Here is a 16,104-nt window from a genome sequence, read left to right on the forward strand (position 1 = left end):
TTGCTGTGCAGTTGGGGTGTGCTGCGTGGCTGGGACTGGTTGACCCGGCTGAGCGGTCGCGGCATTCTGCGCGCCCGGCAAATGGTGTGCGGTTGGTGCTTGGGTGGTGTCGTTCGGCCGGACAGGCGTTGGCTGCGCCGGGGTGAACGGTGGTTGTGCGGTCGGTGCATGTGTTGTGCCGTACGGCGACTGCGGCTGGGCGAGGGCTGGCTGTCCGAACTGTGCCTGGGTCGCTGTGCCGTTCGGCGGGAGAGTCGGTGCTTGGGGCTGGCCGGTCGAGGTTGGCTGATCAGTCGTGTCGTGTGGCTGGAGGGGTGCAACCCGCCGGGCACTTGGTGGCTGTGTCGGCGCGACCGACGGCTGTGTCGGCGGTGTCGGAGTTGTGGCGTTCGGCGGATGCGGTGGGGTCGCCGGTGGCTGGACTATCGGTGCATACGCGGTAATCGATCCGTTCTGCGGGATCGTCGGTACCGGGGGCTGGCCGGTCGAGATCGGCTGATCAATCGTGCCGTTCGGCTGGCGGGGCGCAGCCTGCCGGGCAGTCGGTGGCTGCGGCGGGGCGACCGATGGCTGTGTGGTCGGTGCTTGGGGTGTGCCGTTCGGCGGACCGTTCGGCGGCTGCGGCTCGGGGAGCGACGGCTGTGCGATGGGTGCTTGCGGCGCGGTGAACGATGGCTGTGTGGTTGGTGCTTGGGGGGTGCCGTTCGGTGGGGTAGTCGGTGCCTGGGGCTGGCCGGTTGGGGTCGGTGGCTGAGTGGTCGTGCCGTTCGGTTGCGCGGGCGGTGTCTGGTGCGGCGTGTTCGACTGGAGCTGCTTCGGGAGCTGGACGCTCGGGGTCTGGGTGCCGCGCGCCTCGGCCAGTTGGACTTGCAGCTCGTCGATTCTGGCCGCGAGGCGGGTCAGTGCCCAGTCGACTTCACCGGCCTTATAGCCACGCACCACCTGTTGGAAGCGTAGGGCGCGCACATCCGCGCCACTGATGCCCTCGGCGGGCAGCACGGTCGCCGTTGTTCCCTCGGGCAGTGGTCCGAGTTCCTCTGCTCTGCCGAAGACCGCACTGGCGAGCAGGAACAGCACCGCGGCGACCAAGCCGACGATCAGCACGTACAACAGCAGCGTGAGCATGCCCCGAGCTTATTGGCCCACACCGACACCTGACATCCGCCCGCCCGCGAAAATCGGACCTCGAATTTCGGGCGCCCACCTCATCGGCCGCCCGAGCTGTGCGATCGCCCCGCCGAGCCGACTCGGCCCGGCGCTGCCACGGCCCCACAACCCGCGATTGTGCGCGCGCTGCAATGGCCACACCGTACCCAGGTGAGATTCACCCCGCCGACAGCGTGAACTCCGAACGCAGGTGCGACCCGCAGTGATGGCGTGGCCTGACGAAACAGGTGCATGCCGCGATGCCAGATGTGGCCCGCAGTGATGTGCATCGTGACTGGCGTGGCTCATGCCGACAGCGTCGATCCGAGGTGACGGACGTGTTCTGCGGTGACGGTGTGGTCCGCGACGAACAGGTGGCCCGCGACTACAGGTGCCGCGTCGTATCGATTCCCAGCGACATGCCCGCGAGTCCGCGACGTCGCACCGCGAGTTTGTCGGCAACCTCGAGTAGTGCCTTGGCGGCTGGATTCTCCGGGTGGCGCAACACGATGGGGGTGCCCTCGTCGCCTGCCTCGCGCAACTCCTGCTCGATCGGAATCTGGCCCAGCAGTGGCACATTCGCTCCGACGGCGCGGGTGAGCCGCTCCGCGACGGACTGGCCGCCGCCGGAACCGTAGAGGTCCATTCGGGTGCCGTCGGGCAGGTCGAGCCAGGACATATTCTCGATGACGCCCGCGATCCGCTGCCTGGTCTGCAATGCGATCGCACCGGCGCGCTCGGCGACCTCGGCAGCCGCGGGCTGCGGGGTGGTGACGACGAGGATCTCCGCATTCGGAATCAGCTGTGCGATGGAGATCGCGACATCGCCGGTGCCGGGCGGCAGGTCCAGCAGCAGCACATCGAGATCGCCCCAGAACACATCGGCGAGGAACTGTTGCAGCGCCCGGTGCAGCATCGGACCGCGCCACACCACCGGCGTATTGCCCTTGGTGAACTGTGCGATGGAAATCAGCTTCACATTGTGCGATTGCGGGGGCATGATCATCCGCTCGACCTGAGTCGGGCGCGCGTCGGTACCGAGCATCCGTGGAATCGAGTGGCCGTAGATATCCGCGTCGAGCACACCGACGGATAGTCCGCGCGCGGCCATCGCGGCGGCCAGATTGACTGTGAGCGAGCCGGGCTGGGCGAACGGGATGACCGGATCGGCGGAGTCGCCGCGCAACTGCTTGCGCAGACTGGTGCGCTGCTCATCGCTCATCACATCGAGGTCCACCGTGACCGCGCCGACGCCCGCGACGTCGGCCACCGCCTTGGTGACCCGCTGGGTGATCTCGGTGCGCAGCGGGCAGCCCGCCGTCGTCAGGTAGACCTCGATATGGACATTGCTGTCGGCACCGATCGCGATGCTCTTCACCATGCCCAATTCGGTGATCGGTTTGCGGATCTCCGGGTCGTCGACCTTTGCGAGGGCTCCCCGCACATCCGCTTCCGTTACCACTGGCATGGCACGAATTTTACGTTGTGTCAGATTCGCGGCAGGTCCCCGGGCTTGGGTGCGATGCCGGAGGCATAGGATCCGGACCACGCCATCACATTGGCGACATAGGCCATCGAGTTGTTGTAGCGAAGGATCGCCCGGGTCTGCTGGGTGAGATCGCGCATATTCAACCCGCCGTCGCACAGGTACCGGCCTGCGGTCAGCGCCGCGTCGTACAGATTCTGTGGATCGGCGATACCGTCGCCGTTTCCGTCGGCGCCGTAGCGCTTCCAGGTCTCCGGCAGGAACTGCATCGGGCCGATGGCGCGGTCGTATCCGCCGAGTCCGTCCAGCGCGCCGCCGTCGGTATCGCGAATAACGTGGTTGCCCGAGAGGCTGCCGTCGAGCACCGGGCCGTAGACCGGTGTCAGCGGATTGCCGTCCGCATCGGCCTTACCGCCGAAGGCGTGGGTCGATTCGACCCGGCCGATACCGGCGAGCAGGTGCCACGGCATTCCGCAGACCGGGTTCTCGGCGGCGAGGATGTTTTCGGCGTTCTGGTAGGCCGCGACGGCGACGCCGGGAATGCCGAGCGGGCCGGGTGGCAGTGCGGCCGGTTGCCTACCGTCGGGCAGCGCAACGGTTTTCACGATCGGCGGCGCACTCGGCGCCTGCTTTGCCATTGCGTGCGCGACGAATTCGGTCTCCGCCGGTTCCGCGGCGACCGAAAGGCGCGCCGCTTGGTCGTCTTGATCGTTCCCCGGAATGTGTTGCAGGACAGACGATGCGGTCGGATCTCCGGTGCCCGCGGACGCGGCGACAGCCACCAGTCCAGCGGGAACCAATCCGGTCAATGCGATAACGGAGCTGCGCTTGATCGTCGCAGGCGACTGTTTTCGGTGACGCCCCACTGTGCGGTGACCCTCCCATTGACTCGATAACGAGCCCTTCGTGATGGACGAAGTAGAGGGTACCGCATCCGAGACCTTTTTGTTACTGCTTCGTTATCAGGTTTCGGTGTGGCGTAATACGTTCGATATCGGTCCTGGTCTCAGCCCTGCGGGGCGGGCGCGGGCAGCGGGATCACGATGCCGAACGGCAGTGTGATGCCAGGGGCGGGCGGCGGGGTGGCCGCCTCGGTCTGGGTCGGCTCCGGCGTATCGGCCACGCCGGGCTCCGGTGTCTTCTCCGGGGAGCTCTGCACCGTTTCGCCCGGGGACTGCGCCGGATTCTGTGTATTCGGTGCGGGCGCGGGTTGGGGCGCATCCGGTTGGGCCGGAACGCAATTGGCGGGTTGCTGCTGCGGCTGCTGCTCGGGGTGCTGCTGGTCCTGCTGCTGAGGATCCTTCGGCTCGCCGTTTTGGGTAGCACCGAAGGTCTGCGCGGGTGCGATCGGTGACTGTGCCGGATCGCCGGGTGCGGGCAGCTGCGCCGGGGCCACCTGCTGCGGATCGCACGGTGGCTTGGGTACCGGCCGCGGGCAGAAGATGCCGCAGGGGATCGGCGGCAGACCAGGAATGTTGATCATCACCTCGGTCGGCGTCGGGATGGTCACGGTATTCGGCGGCAGTTCGGTCTTGGTAGTAGTCGTCGGTGCCGTCGAGGATGCGGCCAACATGTCCGAGCCCGCCGTGATCGGCGCGGTACCCGGCGGGATGAGATCGGGGGAGATGTTCACCTGACTCGGGGTGCCGCCGGTGCGGTAGGCCGCCGACCAGCTCAGCACATTGGCGGCGTAGGCCAGCGAGTTGTTGTAGCGCAGCACCGCACGCAGTTCCTGCTGCGGATCGCGCAGGTTCAGTCCGCCCGAGCACAGGTACTTGCCCGCGGCGAGCGAAGCGTCGAAGACATTGTGCGGATCGGCGACGCCGTCACCGTTGCCGTCGGCGGCGTACAGGCTCCAGGTGCCGGGCAGGAACTGCATCGGCCCGATCGCGCGCACCGCACTGCCGTCGGCCGCCTTGATCACCTCGTTGCCTGGTAACGAGCCATCCAGCGCGGGTCCGAAGATCGGGGTAACGGTGGTGCCCGCGGCATCGGTGCGTCCACTGCCCGCGTGCAGCGATTCGATCCGCCCGATCCCGGCCAGCAGGCTCCACGACAGACCGCAGCCGGGCATCGAGGATTCCAGCGCGAGTTCGGCATTGCGATATGCCGCGAGCACGATTTCGGGGATGCCGAGCGCGCCGCCGGTGACCGGAAGGGCGATGTCGTGCAGCGGCACCGAACCCGCGAACAGTGGCGTGCCATCGGCAAGTGGAGTCATTGCCCGAAGTTTGCGGGGAGCCTCCGGCGTTACCGGAAGGAGACCAACTGTCCGGGACAATGCTGCTTCACTGGTGTTGCCGGATGTTCCGTCGGTGGCGGCCGGACCGGTCGACGCCGCGAGCAATGCCTCGGGCGCGGTATCCGGAGTGCTGGTTCGGGTGGCATTTGTACCCGAGCCGGTGGCCACAAGACCAGCGACGACCAGGGCCGAGACCGTTATCGGAGCAGAGATTCGCATTCGGCCACACCAATCCTCTACGTCGTGAGAGCGCCTGTCCGGGACATCCCCCGCCCGTCCGCTCGGGACAACGCCGTCAAGGTTACCCGTGGGTCACAACCTTGTTGAGCATTTCCTGTCAATCGTCAGCAACTGGCGGTGAAACCTGAACTGTGCCCGGCTTTCTGCCGGAGCTTTTCTTGCGATTGGCCTTGGCCGGTTTATCGGAGCTCGACTCGGAATCCGGGGCCTGCGCGGCCTCGATCCGGTCGAGCACCTCGCGCATTTCCTCCAATTCCCTACGCAAGTAGTCGCGCGTGGCAACCTCGCCGACCGCGATCCGCAACGCTGCGAGCTCGCGCGCGAGGAATTCGGTATCGGCCTTGGTCTGGGCGGCCCGAGTGCGGTCCTCCTCCAACGACACTCGGTCGCGATTGTCTTGTCTGTTCTGCGCCAACAGGATCAGCGGTGCGGCATATGCGGCCTGGGTGGAGAACGCGAGGTTGAGCAGGATGAACGGATACGGGTCCCAGCGCAGCGCGATCACGAAGACGTTCAGCAGGATCCAGACGATCACCACAATCGTCTGGATCGCCAAATAGCGTCCGGTGCCGAGGAATCGGGCGACCCGTTCGCTGGAACGGGCCAGCGCCTCGGCGTCGTAGTCGAAGCGGAACCGCGATTCCAGCGGCGTTTCCAGCCGCTGGCGCGCCGGATTCTTCTCACTCGGCATCGGCTACCCCCTCGTGGCGCACGACCGCGTCGTGGCCGGTATCTTCCTGCTCGCGCCAATCCTCCGGTAGTAGATGATCGAGCACGTCGTCCACACTGACCGCACCGAGCAGATGGTTCTCCTCGTCCACCACCGCGCCGCAGACCAAGTTGTAGGTCGCGAAGTAGCGGGTCACCGCACCGAGCGGGGCATCGGGGCGCAGCGGGGACAGATCGGCATCGAGAATGCCGCCGACCAGGTGTGCCGGAGGTTCGCGCAGCAGTCGCTGCAAATGCACCGAGCCGAGGAAGCGTCCGGTCGGCGTCGCGGTAGGCGGCCGCACCACGAAAACCATGGTGGCCAGTGCGGGTGTCAGATCCGGATTGCGCACCCGGGCAAGCGCTTCGGCGACGGTGGTGGCCGGCGTCAGGACCACGGGTTTCGGTGTCATCAGACCACCCGCGGTATCGGGGGAGTGCTGGAGCAGCCTGCGGACCGGTTCGGACTCCTCCGGATCCATCAGTGCCAGTAGCGATTCCCGCTCGCCGGTCGGCAGCTCGCCGAGCAGGTCGGCGGCGTCGTCGGGATCCATCGCCTCTAGCACGTCGGCGGCGCGACGCACCTCGAGGTGGCCCAACAGATCGACCTGGTCGTCGTCGGGAAGTTCCTGTACGACATCGGCGAGTCGCTCGTCGTCGAGCGCGATCGCGACCTCGATGCGCCGCTTCTCCGGAAGTTCGCGCAGCATATGCGCGACATCGGCGGCGCGCAGACCCTCGAACTGCTCGAGCAGCTGGGTGACGTCCTGGCCCGGCCTGCCGATCTCATACGGCGTCAGCCCGCTGACCTGCATCCAGTCCACTACATGCACGGTCCGGCGGCGGCCGAGCCTGCGATGTCCGCGTACCGCGACCCTGGTCACCCGCCAGTCCCTGGTCCGGCTCTGTTCGATACCCAGATCGACCACGAGCACATCGACATCGGCGAGATCCGGCAGATCCGGATCAGCAACGCGCACCGAAGAATCCACGATCTGCGCGAGTGCGAGCATCTCACCGGGACGCTGGGTGAAGCGCCGCAGGCTCACCGTGCCGGTATTGAGCGCGACGACACCCGGTTCGATCGTGGTCACCCGCAGCATCGGCACGAAAATCCGCCGCCGGGACGGCAATTCGACGACCAGACCGTGCACCCGCGGTTGCTGGCGGTCGTAGCGGACGGCCACGACGACGTCGCGGATGCGGCCGATAGACTCGCCGTCCGGTCCGAGTACCACCAGTCCGGCCAGCCTGGCGACGTACACCCTGGTTGCTGCCATGGTTGCCAGGTTAGAGGGTTCGCGGACCGGTACTCGCACCATGCCACGATCGACGGGAGTGATCATGAAGCCGCGCCGCTCGGTGCTCGCCTGCCCCGGTAGCAGCAAGAAGATGATCGATAAAGCCAAGGGTTTGCCGGTCGACGAGGTATTCCTCGATCTCGAGGATGCGGTCGCGCCCGCCGCCAAGGCCGAGGCCAGGGCGAATATCGTGGCCGCGCTGAACGACACCGGCTGGGGTGACCAACTGCGGGTGGTGCGGGTCAACGATTGGACCACCCGGTGGACCTACGCCGATGTGATCACCGTGGTCGAAGGCGCGGGCGCGGCACTGGACGCGATTCTGCTGCCCAAGGTGACCGATGCCGGTCAGGTCCGGGCACTGGATCTGCTGCTCACCCAGTTGGAGAAGGCCAGCGGGCTGGAGGTCGGTCGGATCGGTATCGAACCGCAGATCGAGAACGCCATGGGGTTGCGCAATATCGATGAGATCGCCACCGCGAGCCCGCGGGTGCAGACACTGGTCTTCGGCCCGGCCGACTTCATGGCAAGTATCAATATGCGCACGCTGGTGGTCGGTGAACAACCCGAGGGTTATGACACCGGCGATGCCTACCACCACATTCTGATGACCATCCTGCTCGCCGCCCGCGCGCACGGTCTGCAGGCAATTGACGGGCCCTACCTGCAAATTCGGGATATCGATGGATTCCGCAGGGCCGCCGGACGCACCGCGGCACTCGGTTTCGACGGTAAATGGGTGCTGCATCCCGGACAGGTCGAGGCCGCGAACGAGATCTTCAGTCCGCGCCAGGCCGATTACGATCGCGCCGAGCTGATTCTGGACGCCTACGCCTTCCATACCTCGGAAAAAGGTGGTGCGCGCGGAGCGGTAATGCTCGGCGACGAAATGATCGATGAGGCCAGCGCCAAGATGGCTCAGGTAATCGCCGATAAGGGCCGAGCGGCGAGAATGACGCGCACCACGCGTTTCACACCCCCGAACTCCGCCCAGGAATAGCAGAATAGAGCTATGACGAATCCCTTGGGGAACTCGAATCGCGCGCGCCAGGGCCTGCCGACGCCGCCATCGGGCTGGCCGGTCGGCTCGTATCCGACCTATGCCGAGGCTCAGAAGGCCGTCGATTTCCTGGCCGACAACCAGTTCCCTGTGCAAGACGTGACCATCGTCGGCGTGGACCTGATGCAGGTCGAGCGCGTGTTGTACCGATTGACCTGGGGCAAGGTGATCGGCGGTGGAGTGGTTTCGGGCGCGTGGCTCGGCCTGTTCCTCGGCCTGCTGCTGAGCTTGTTCACCACCAGCGGCGGTTTCGCGCCGGTGCTTGTCGGCTTGGTCGGCGGCATCATCTTCGGCGTCATCTCCACCTCGATCCCGTACGCGGCGACCAGGGGGCAGCGCGACTTCGCCTCCACCATGCAGTTGGTGGCGGGCCGCTACGACGTGCTGTGCGACCCGAAGTCGGCCGAGCAGGCTCGGGACATGCTGGCGCGGTTGGCGATCTGAGCGCATGGAGGTTGTGGACAAGGTCCGAGCCGAGGTGCTGGAGCATTTCGGTGCCGCTTCGACGGGTGTCGACTCCGCGTCGGTCACCTTCCTGGGCCTGGAGCCCATCGAGATTTTGCGCATCCCGGGCGATGAGCTGGTGCACTACGTGACCCTCGGCGGATCACGTCATCCCATGGGCGATCCCGGTGACCTGCATGCCGATCCGGTGCGCGGGCCGCGGGCCGAACTGGTGCTGACGCTGCGTGCCGGAGTCGGCCCGAGTTCCGGACTCGCCCGCACACTCGGCGTGCTGGTCGCGGCACCCGCCGTGGAAGGCGTTGTGCTGCAAGCCGATGCGCTGCTCGATCTCGGCGAGCCGATGTGGCGGGACGCGCCGTTCACCGCGGTCTTGTTGGGGGAGAGCGATATTCCCGAGGTCGTGCTGCCCGAACCCGCCGAACCGGTGCGGTATCTCGCGGTGGTTCCGGTGACCGCGACCGAGGCGGCCTGGGTGCGGGTGCGCGGTGCGCAGGCATTGCGCGATGCGTGGGCCGAGGCCGGAATCGATGTGCATGATCCGGCGAGAGGCGCTGCGTCGCTGTAGTTCTCAGAGCCAGTTGTTGTGGTGGAAGTTGACGTACAGCCCGACGCAGATCACGAGGGTGATCACAATGACCAGCCAAAAGCCCGAGCTGGCTTCCAGTCCCGGCATATGCGTGAAGTTCATGCCATAGATACCCGCGATCATTGTCGGCACGGCCGCGATGGCGACCCAGGCCGAGATCTTGCGCATATCGGTGTTCTGCTGCACACCGATCTTGGCCAGTGCGGCACTGACCAATTCGCTCAGGGATTCGTCGAAGTCGGTAATGCGCTCGGCGACAGTGATGTGGTGGTCGGCGACATCGCGCAGATAACGCCGAATCTCCTTGGGCAGTGGTAAATCCGGTTTCTGGCCGAGCAACTGCAGCGGGATCTGCAGCGGGTTCACCGCGCGGCGCAATTCGACGACCTCGCGTTTGAGCTGGTAGATGGATTCGATGGTCACGGTGGTGCGCGGGGTGAAGACCTCCTCCTCCATCTCTTCGATGTCGTTCTCGACGGCTTGGGCCACCTCGACATAGGAATCGACCACATGGTCGGCGACCGCGTGCAGCACCGCGCCGGGGCCGTACCTGAGCTGGTCCGGATGGTTCTCCAATTCCCTTCGGACACCGGCCAATCCGGTGTGCTCGCCGTGTCGCACGGTTACCGCGAAATTGGGTCCGGTGAAGACCATGATGTCGCCGGTCTCGACAATCTCACTGACGCTGTGTATTTCGTGTGGGACGTAGGTGACGGTGCGCAGCACGAGAAACAGGGTGTCGTCATAGCGCTCGAGTTTCGGCCGTTGATGGGCGTGTACCACGTCCTCAACGGCGAGCGGGTGCAGATCGAAGGTCTTGGCGATATCGGCCATTTGGTATGCGTCGGGATCGTGCAGACCGACCCAGACGAACCCGGTTCCGCGATTTTCGACCTCGGCCATCGCATCGGCATGGGTGAACCGGCCGGGCAGCCGCCTACCGTCGACGTAGATCGCGCAATCGACCACCGCGCGGGCGGTCGGCACGGGGATATGCGGCAATTGCCCGCCCCTTCGGGCCTGGCCGCGGAACGACGGTAACGGCGGAATAGACGGCACCGACCGATGCTACGTCGCGTGCGCGTGCGTGCGCGCTGCGAGCGCACGGTATGAAAGAAGGCGTGCGCATCGACCTGCATACCCATTCGACCGCGTCCGACGGTACCGATACCCCGGCCGAACTCGTCCGCAACGCGGCGGCGGCCGGGCTGGACGTCGTCGCGATCACCGACCACGACACCACCGCCGGGTGGGCCGAGGCGGTCGACGCGCTGCCGAAGGGATTGACGCTGGTGCGGGGCATGGAGATGTCGTGCGTCGGGCTCGGTGAGGACGGATGGCCGGTACCGGTGCATCTGCTCGCGTACCTCTTCGACCCGACCGATCGGTGTTTCGCCGAGGAGCGGGAACGCTTGCGCGCCGAACGTGTCGAGCGGCTGCGCGCAATGGCCGAGCGCATGCGCGATGACGGACTACCCATCGATCCGGACGCGGTGCTGGCTTCGGCCGGACCGTCGGCGGGGCGTCCGCATCTGGCACGCGCGCTCGTCGCGGCCGGTGTGGTGCCGACCGTCGACTCGGCTTTCACCGAATTGCTGGCACCGCACGGCCGCTACTACGCGGAGAAGGCGGATACGCCGCTGCGCCGGGCCGTCGAAATGATCGCGACCGCGGGCGGGGTCAGCGTGCTCGCGCATACCCGGGCGCGTAAGCGTGGGCGGCTGCTGGCGATCGACGATATTCGCGAACTGGCCGAGCTCGGACTCGGCGGGCTCGAGATCGATCACCCGGACCATTCCGCGGCCGATCGCGCGTTGCTTACGGAGTTGTCCGCCGAACTCGGTCTCATCACGACCGGTTCGTCGGACTATCACGGTTCCAACAAAACCATCCGGCTAGGTGAATTCACCACCGATCCCGCGCAATTCGAGGAACTCGCGGGCAAAGCGACGGGTGTGCCGGTGATCGCCTCGTGAGAGTGCTGCGCGGACTCAGCGGAATCGTCGCCGGTGGGATGTTCGTGCTGGCTCTCGTCGTTGTCGGTACCGCGGTAATCGCTGCTCGGCGTGGTTTTCCCGGACCCGGCGGCGAATCGGTGACGTGGCATGTCGCCACCTCGGCGGTCGGCCTCGGCGCACAGTTTTTTTCGGATCGGCATCGCGGTTCGGCAGCTTTTTTCGGATCGGTGGTCGTTTTTATTGTCGCCGGTATATTGCTGTGGACGCAGTGGTGGAGCTGACAAATCCGTAATGGTTGCGGCCGCGTGAATTGTGGCCGAACATTTCTCTTTGTGACGGAATTCGAGACGGATGTGCTCGTGCTCGGCGGCGGTCCCGCCGGGATCTGGGCCGCCATCTCCGCCGCCACCGCGGGCGCTCGAGTCGCGCTCGTCGACAAGAGCCGCTGCGGTGCGAGCGGCCCGACCGCCGCCGGGACGACGTCGCTCTGGAATATCCCGCCCGGCTCCGCGCGGGATGAGGCGGTGCGCCGCGCATACGCGCACGGCGGCGGGCTCGCCGAACCGGAGTGGATGCTGCGGGTGCTCGACGAGACGCACAGACGGGTCGAACAGCTGGCGGCGTGGGGTTATCGGTTTCCGGGCGCGGCCGCCGGTGGGACATCATTGCGCGTATGCCTGGACGGCGCGGGCTATCTGCTCCGGTTGCGCCGCGGCCTGCTCGAAGTCGGGGTGCGCATTCTCGATCATCATCCCGCCTTGCAACTGCTCGTCGATCGCGACGGCGTGGTCGCCGGTGCGGTCGGTGCGCAGCGGCACAACAGCTTTCGGACCTGGACCATCCGGGCCGGGGCCGTCGTCGTCGCCACCGGCGGCTGCGCCTTCCGCTCCGGTGGCGCGGGCACCGATGTGGATACCGGCGACGGATTGCTGCTGGCCGTCGAGGCGGGCGCGCAACTGTCGGGCATGGAATTCTCCAGCGCCTACGGTCTACTGCCGGTTATGCCACGCGCCAGCGCCTTCGCCCCCGGGCTGGCACTGCATTTCGCGACGCTCTACGACGAAACCGGTGCGCAGATCACCGGTCATCGCAGCGCGGCATTCACCGCCATCGCGGATGGCCGCCGGATCTACGCGGCCTTGGACGATGTGCCGTACCCGGTCCGGCGCTGGCTGTCCAGACAGGGCCTGGTCGACCACACCCGTCGGGTGCCGTTGCGCGCGGTGCTCGAGGGTACGGTTCGCGGGACCGGTGGGTTGTGCATCGCCGGGACGGACTGCGCGACCACGGTGCCCGGACTCTACGGTGCGGGCGATGTGATGACGCGCGAGCCGATCACCGGGGCGGTCGGCGGCTTCGGCGGTCAGGGCGGCGCATGGGCCATCGCCTCGGGCGTATGGGCCGGAAAGGGCGCCGCGCGATTCGCCCGTGGGCGCGGCAGCACCGGTCCGGTGCGCGAGGTGGCCGGTGCTGGACTGAATCCGGCGGCTCGCATCGATCCGCGCGCGGTGGTCGGATTGGTGCAGGAGCACACGTTGCCATTGCGGCGCAGCTACTGGCGCAGCGCCGGGAGTTTGCGCGACAGCATCGGCGAACTCGACGCCATGTGGCCTGGCGCCCAATTCGACCTCGGCGGATTCGGGGTGGATCGGTTGCGGGCCAGGCAGGCTGCGGCGCTGCTGGCGGTGGCGCGCTGGACCAAATACAGTGCGCTCGCGCGCACGGAGAGTCGCGGTATGCACCGTCGCACCGATCATCCCGGCGCCGCGCCCGATTGGCGGGTGCGGCTGACCTCCGGCGGACTCGAAACGGTGTGGGTACGCTCGGACACGCGCCAGCCGGTTGCCGATATGATGCCCGCGCCGGAGCTCACCGCGGCCGATCCGCTGCCGTTGTGACAGCTCACCGGATACCGCTGCCGAACTGCGAGTTTCTGCTTACCCCCTGGTAATTCCGGCGACCTACCCTCGAAAGATGACGCTGGACCGGGATACGACACGCCGGTTTGGCAATGCGTCCGCCCAGCTGGCAGAATGTTGCGGATTCCCGCCTACGCCACCGCCGGGTTCGGGAACAACGGCGATCAACGCCTCGCGACGCACCGTCGCGACCCGAGGATCCCCATCGCTAGCGACTGCTTGCAGGTCGCTCGAGATGATCTGCATGTTCTACACGGACACACCCGTCCGGCTCTCGCTCTGCGGATCAGTGCCGCGCCACGTTTCGATATCGGATCGTCGGATTTCCGACGCATCGGATTCGACGCGAAACGTCCCGGTCAGCGCACTCGATGAGCATGTGAAATACCTAATACCCATTACCCGGCGGTAACCCGTTCCCCGGCTTGTCCGACCCGATCAGGAGTGAAATCGTGTCACCTGTGACTGACGCAGCGAATGCCACCGCAAGCCTTTCAGAAATCACCCGAGAAGAAATTTTCGCGGGCCACCTAGGCGGCAAGCTCTCGGTCGAACTCACCGCACCGCTGGAGACTCAGCGCGACCTTTCCATCGCCTACACCCCCGGTGTGGCGAAGGTCAGCCTGGCCATCGCGGAGGATGAGGCGCTGTGCAAGCGCTACACCTGGACCGACCGGCTCGTCGTTGTGGTCAGTGACGGCACCGCGGTGCTCGGCCTCGGTGACATCGGCCCGCGCGGCTCGCTGCCGGTGATGGAGGGCAAGGCGGCGCTGTTCAAGAAGTTCGCCGGGCTGAACTCGATTCCGATCGTCCTGGACACCAAGGATGTCGACGAGATCGTGGAGACCGTCGTCCGGCTGCGTCCGAGCTTCGGTGCGGTGAACTTGGAGGACATCTCGGCGCCGCGCTGCTTCGAGATCGAACAGCGGCTCATCGAGGCCCTCGACTGCCCGGTCATGCACGACGACCAGCACGGCACCGCCATCGTGGTGCTCGCCGCCCTCAATGGCGCGGCCAAGGTGCAGGGCCGTGCCATCGATGACATGAAGGTCGTGGTGTCCGGCGCCGGTGCCGCCGGTGTGGCGTGCACGAACATCCTGCTCGCCGCGGGCGTCAAGGACGTGATCGTGCTCGATTCGAAGGGCATCGTCAACACCGAGCGCGGCGATCTCAATGCGGTGAAGGCCGAACTGGCGCAGCGCACCAACCCGCGCGGGCTCGCCGGTGGTGCGGCCGAGGCGCTGGACGGCGCCGATGTGTTCCTCGGTCTCTCCGCGGGCACCATCGCCGAGGAGCTGATCGCCTCGATGGCGCCGGAGTCGATTGTGTTCGCCATGTCGAACCCGAATCCGGAGATCCACCCCGATGTCGCGCACAAGTACGCCGCGATCGTGGCCACCGGGCGCAGCGACTTCCCGAACCAGATCAACAATGTGCTGGCGTTCCCCGGTGTGTTCAAGGGCGCGCTGGACGCGGGCGCGCGCCGCATCACCGAGGGCATGAAGATCGCCGCCGCCGATGCTATCCTCAGCGTGGTCGCCGATGAACTCGCCGCGGACAAGATCGTGCCGAGCCCGCTCGACCCGCGCGTCGCTCCGGCCGTGGCCGAGGCCGTGGCCGCCGCCGCCCGCGCGGAGGGCGTCGCGTAATTCGACCCGAAAATACGGGGCTGCTCACCGGGTGAGCAGCCCCGTATCGCATTGTGCGGGTTGATCAGTGCGGAACGAAGACCGCCGAAACGAATTCCGCGATTTCGGCGTCGCTGAGGTTCTTGGCGATATCGGATTCGCAGATCATGCCGACGAGTCGCTTCTTGTCGTCGATCACCGGCAGCCGCTTGATCCGATCCCTTTCCATCATGTCCAGCACCTCACGGACATCGGCATCGGCGGATGCCCAGCGTGGGGTGCCCTCGGCCAGATCTCCGGCCCGTACCTTGCTCGGATCATGCCCCATGGCAATGCATTTCACGACGATGTCGCGATCGGTCAGCATGCCGATGAGCCGGTCGTCGCTGCCGATCGGCAGTGCGCCGATATCCAGCCTGCGCATCATCTGCGCGGCCCGATCCAGTGTTTCGTCGGCGGGGATCCATTCCGCGTCTTTGTGCATGATGTCGCGTGCCTTCATAGAGCGACTGTTCACGGTACGCCTCCTGGTCTCGGATGAGTGATCCCGCAGAATTCGGCTCCGCGATCGTGCGTCGAGCATCCGCGAAGCAAACTCCTGCGGCCACGTCACATCGTGACCCATGTCACATCATTGGTCAATGCCTGGGCGGGTAGCGCAGCCGAGCCGTCATCGGCGCGACACCGTCGCCGCTGAGCAGGTCCATTGCCGCCGTCCGGCCGGTGACAAGGAGTAATAGCGCGGTGATCGGGCCGAGGATCTCGGGTCCGCTGCCGTGCGTCCAGTCGACGTCGGAGGCGACCAGACGGATTCCGTCGAGGCGGTGTTTATCCCATACCGGCCATCCGATGGTTACCGCGTGGGCGGCCGCGGCCGCGGCGGCCGCTGGTTCGATATCGATCGTGCGGGCGAGCGGTATCGCGATGTCCTGGCCGTGCACCATGATGTCGAACAGGATATTGCGATAGTTGGTGAGCTTGGGCAGCGTCCGGGAATCGGCGTTCTCGCGGATCACCGAAACGAGTTCTGCGGCTGGATGTTTCGCGTAGCGCCTGGTGAGGTCATCGATGAACCGGTTGTAGTTGCCGCGCGCGCGGATTCCGGTGGCGAGCATGACGCCGATCGGGGGTGGCTGCGGGGTCAGTGCGATGTGTGCGGCGACCTCTCGGACTCGCCAGCCCGTGCACAATGACGGCGTTTCCCATTCGTCGTCCGAAAGGTCGGCGAGCAGGTCGGCAATCGCACGGCGCTGCAGTTCGATGATCTGCCAACAGGTTTCGCGATCCATGGTGCGCTCCCCTGAGTTCGGACCTCACGTAGGGTTGGTCAGATAGACTTATCAATGTAGTAAGCTTATCTGACCA

At 66.3% G+C, this 16,104-nt stretch carries 14 protein-coding genes and 1 pseudogene; 6 read left to right on the forward strand and 9 right to left on the reverse strand.

Annotated elements, in window-relative coordinates; genetic code table 11:
* Positions 1 to 855: 855 nt before the first annotated feature.
* From ACQP1T_RS07190 to ACQP1T_RS07215, 6 genes and pseudogenes are all read right to left on the reverse strand, one after another.
* A pseudogene (locus ACQP1T_RS07190) lies at positions 856 to 1,125 on the reverse strand (DivIVA domain-containing protein); the annotation flags it as partial.
* A 406-nt stretch (positions 1,126 to 1,531) separates the two neighbouring features.
* Positions 1,532 to 2,614 carry an Mrp/NBP35 family ATP-binding protein gene (locus ACQP1T_RS07195; protein WP_433759148.1) on the reverse strand — a complete coding sequence of 361 codons (1,083 nt, stop codon included), beginning with the start codon at positions 2,612 to 2,614 and terminating at the stop codon, positions 1,532 to 1,534.
* Positions 2,615 to 2,634: 20 nt separating this feature from the next.
* A complete protein-coding gene (locus ACQP1T_RS07200) occupies positions 2,635 to 3,498 on the reverse strand; it encodes a lytic transglycosylase domain-containing protein (protein ID WP_433759149.1) in 864 nt (287 codons plus the stop codon).
* 140 nt (positions 3,499 to 3,638) lie between these two features.
* On the reverse strand, positions 3,639 to 5,093 hold the full coding sequence (locus tag ACQP1T_RS07205; RefSeq protein ID WP_433759150.1) for a lytic murein transglycosylase: 1,455 nt from the start codon (positions 5,091 to 5,093) through the stop codon (positions 3,639 to 3,641).
* Between the two features lie 118 nt (positions 5,094 to 5,211).
* Complete coding sequence (locus ACQP1T_RS07210; RefSeq protein ID WP_433759151.1) at positions 5,212 to 5,805, reverse strand: DUF1003 domain-containing protein; 594 nt, start codon at positions 5,803 to 5,805, stop codon at positions 5,212 to 5,214.
* Positions 5,795 to 7,102: a magnesium transporter MgtE N-terminal domain-containing protein gene (locus ACQP1T_RS07215; protein ID WP_433759152.1), complete on the reverse strand. Its 1,308-nt coding sequence runs from the start codon at positions 7,100 to 7,102 to the stop codon at positions 5,795 to 5,797. Before ACQP1T_RS07215 ends, ACQP1T_RS07210 begins: the two co-directional genes overlap by 11 nt.
* A gap of 64 nt (positions 7,103 to 7,166) precedes the next feature.
* Between ACQP1T_RS07215 and ACQP1T_RS07220 the strand changes: the two genes are divergently transcribed.
* From ACQP1T_RS07220 to ACQP1T_RS07230, 3 genes are read left to right on the forward strand one after another with little or no spacing between them, the layout of a single operon-like run.
* On the forward strand, positions 7,167 to 8,123 hold the full coding sequence (locus ACQP1T_RS07220) for an HpcH/HpaI aldolase/citrate lyase family protein (RefSeq protein ID WP_433759153.1): 957 nt from the start codon (positions 7,167 to 7,169) through the stop codon (positions 8,121 to 8,123).
* Between the two features lie 12 nt (positions 8,124 to 8,135).
* Positions 8,136 to 8,627: a general stress protein gene (locus ACQP1T_RS07225; protein ID WP_062993263.1), complete on the forward strand. Its 492-nt coding sequence runs from the start codon at positions 8,136 to 8,138 to the stop codon at positions 8,625 to 8,627.
* A 4-nt stretch (positions 8,628 to 8,631) separates the two neighbouring features.
* Entirely contained in the window at positions 8,632 to 9,213 is a 582-nt protein-coding gene (locus tag ACQP1T_RS07230) for a suppressor of fused domain protein (protein WP_433759154.1), read from the forward strand.
* Between the two features lie 3 nt (positions 9,214 to 9,216).
* Here ACQP1T_RS07230 and ACQP1T_RS07235 read toward each other — a convergent pair whose 3' ends face one another.
* Positions 9,217 to 10,293 carry a magnesium and cobalt transport protein CorA gene (locus ACQP1T_RS07235; RefSeq protein ID WP_433759155.1) on the reverse strand — a complete coding sequence of 359 codons (1,077 nt, stop codon included), beginning with the start codon at positions 10,291 to 10,293 and terminating at the stop codon, positions 9,217 to 9,219.
* 62 nt (positions 10,294 to 10,355) lie between these two features.
* On the opposite strand from ACQP1T_RS07235, the gene ACQP1T_RS07240 reads away from it, so the two are divergent.
* The 3 genes from ACQP1T_RS07240 to ACQP1T_RS07250 all read left to right on the forward strand — a co-directional run bounded on the left by ACQP1T_RS07240 (position 10,356) and on the right by ACQP1T_RS07250 (position 14,760).
* Complete coding sequence (locus tag ACQP1T_RS07240; RefSeq protein WP_433759156.1) at positions 10,356 to 11,210, forward strand: PHP domain-containing protein; 855 nt, start codon at positions 10,356 to 10,358, stop codon at positions 11,208 to 11,210.
* Between the two features lie 314 nt (positions 11,211 to 11,524).
* Positions 11,525 to 13,090 (forward strand): FAD-binding protein, encoded by a 1,566-nt coding sequence (locus ACQP1T_RS07245; RefSeq protein ID WP_433759157.1) that lies wholly within the window; start codon positions 11,525 to 11,527, stop codon positions 13,088 to 13,090.
* 473 nt (positions 13,091 to 13,563) lie between these two features.
* The gene (locus ACQP1T_RS07250) at positions 13,564 to 14,760 is read left to right on the forward strand and encodes an NAD(P)-dependent malic enzyme (RefSeq protein ID WP_433759158.1); all 1,197 of its coding nucleotides are present in this window, start codon (positions 13,564 to 13,566) and stop codon (positions 14,758 to 14,760) included.
* 64 nt (positions 14,761 to 14,824) lie between these two features.
* Here the strand turns inward: ACQP1T_RS07250 and ACQP1T_RS07255 are convergent, their stop codons facing one another.
* Together ACQP1T_RS07255 and ACQP1T_RS07260 are read right to left on the reverse strand one after the other, a co-directional pair.
* The gene (locus ACQP1T_RS07255; RefSeq protein ID WP_433759160.1) at positions 14,825 to 15,241 is read right to left on the reverse strand and encodes a CBS domain-containing protein; all 417 of its coding nucleotides are present in this window, start codon (positions 15,239 to 15,241) and stop codon (positions 14,825 to 14,827) included.
* Between the two features lie 136 nt (positions 15,242 to 15,377).
* Complete coding sequence (locus ACQP1T_RS07260; RefSeq protein WP_433759161.1) at positions 15,378 to 16,028, reverse strand: maleylpyruvate isomerase family mycothiol-dependent enzyme; 651 nt, start codon at positions 16,026 to 16,028, stop codon at positions 15,378 to 15,380.
* Positions 16,029 to 16,104: the final 76 nt, after the last annotated feature.

This window comes from Nocardia sp. CA-135398, from assembly GCF_050955845.1.
Lineage (GTDB): Bacteria > Actinomycetota > Actinomycetes > Mycobacteriales > Mycobacteriaceae > Nocardia.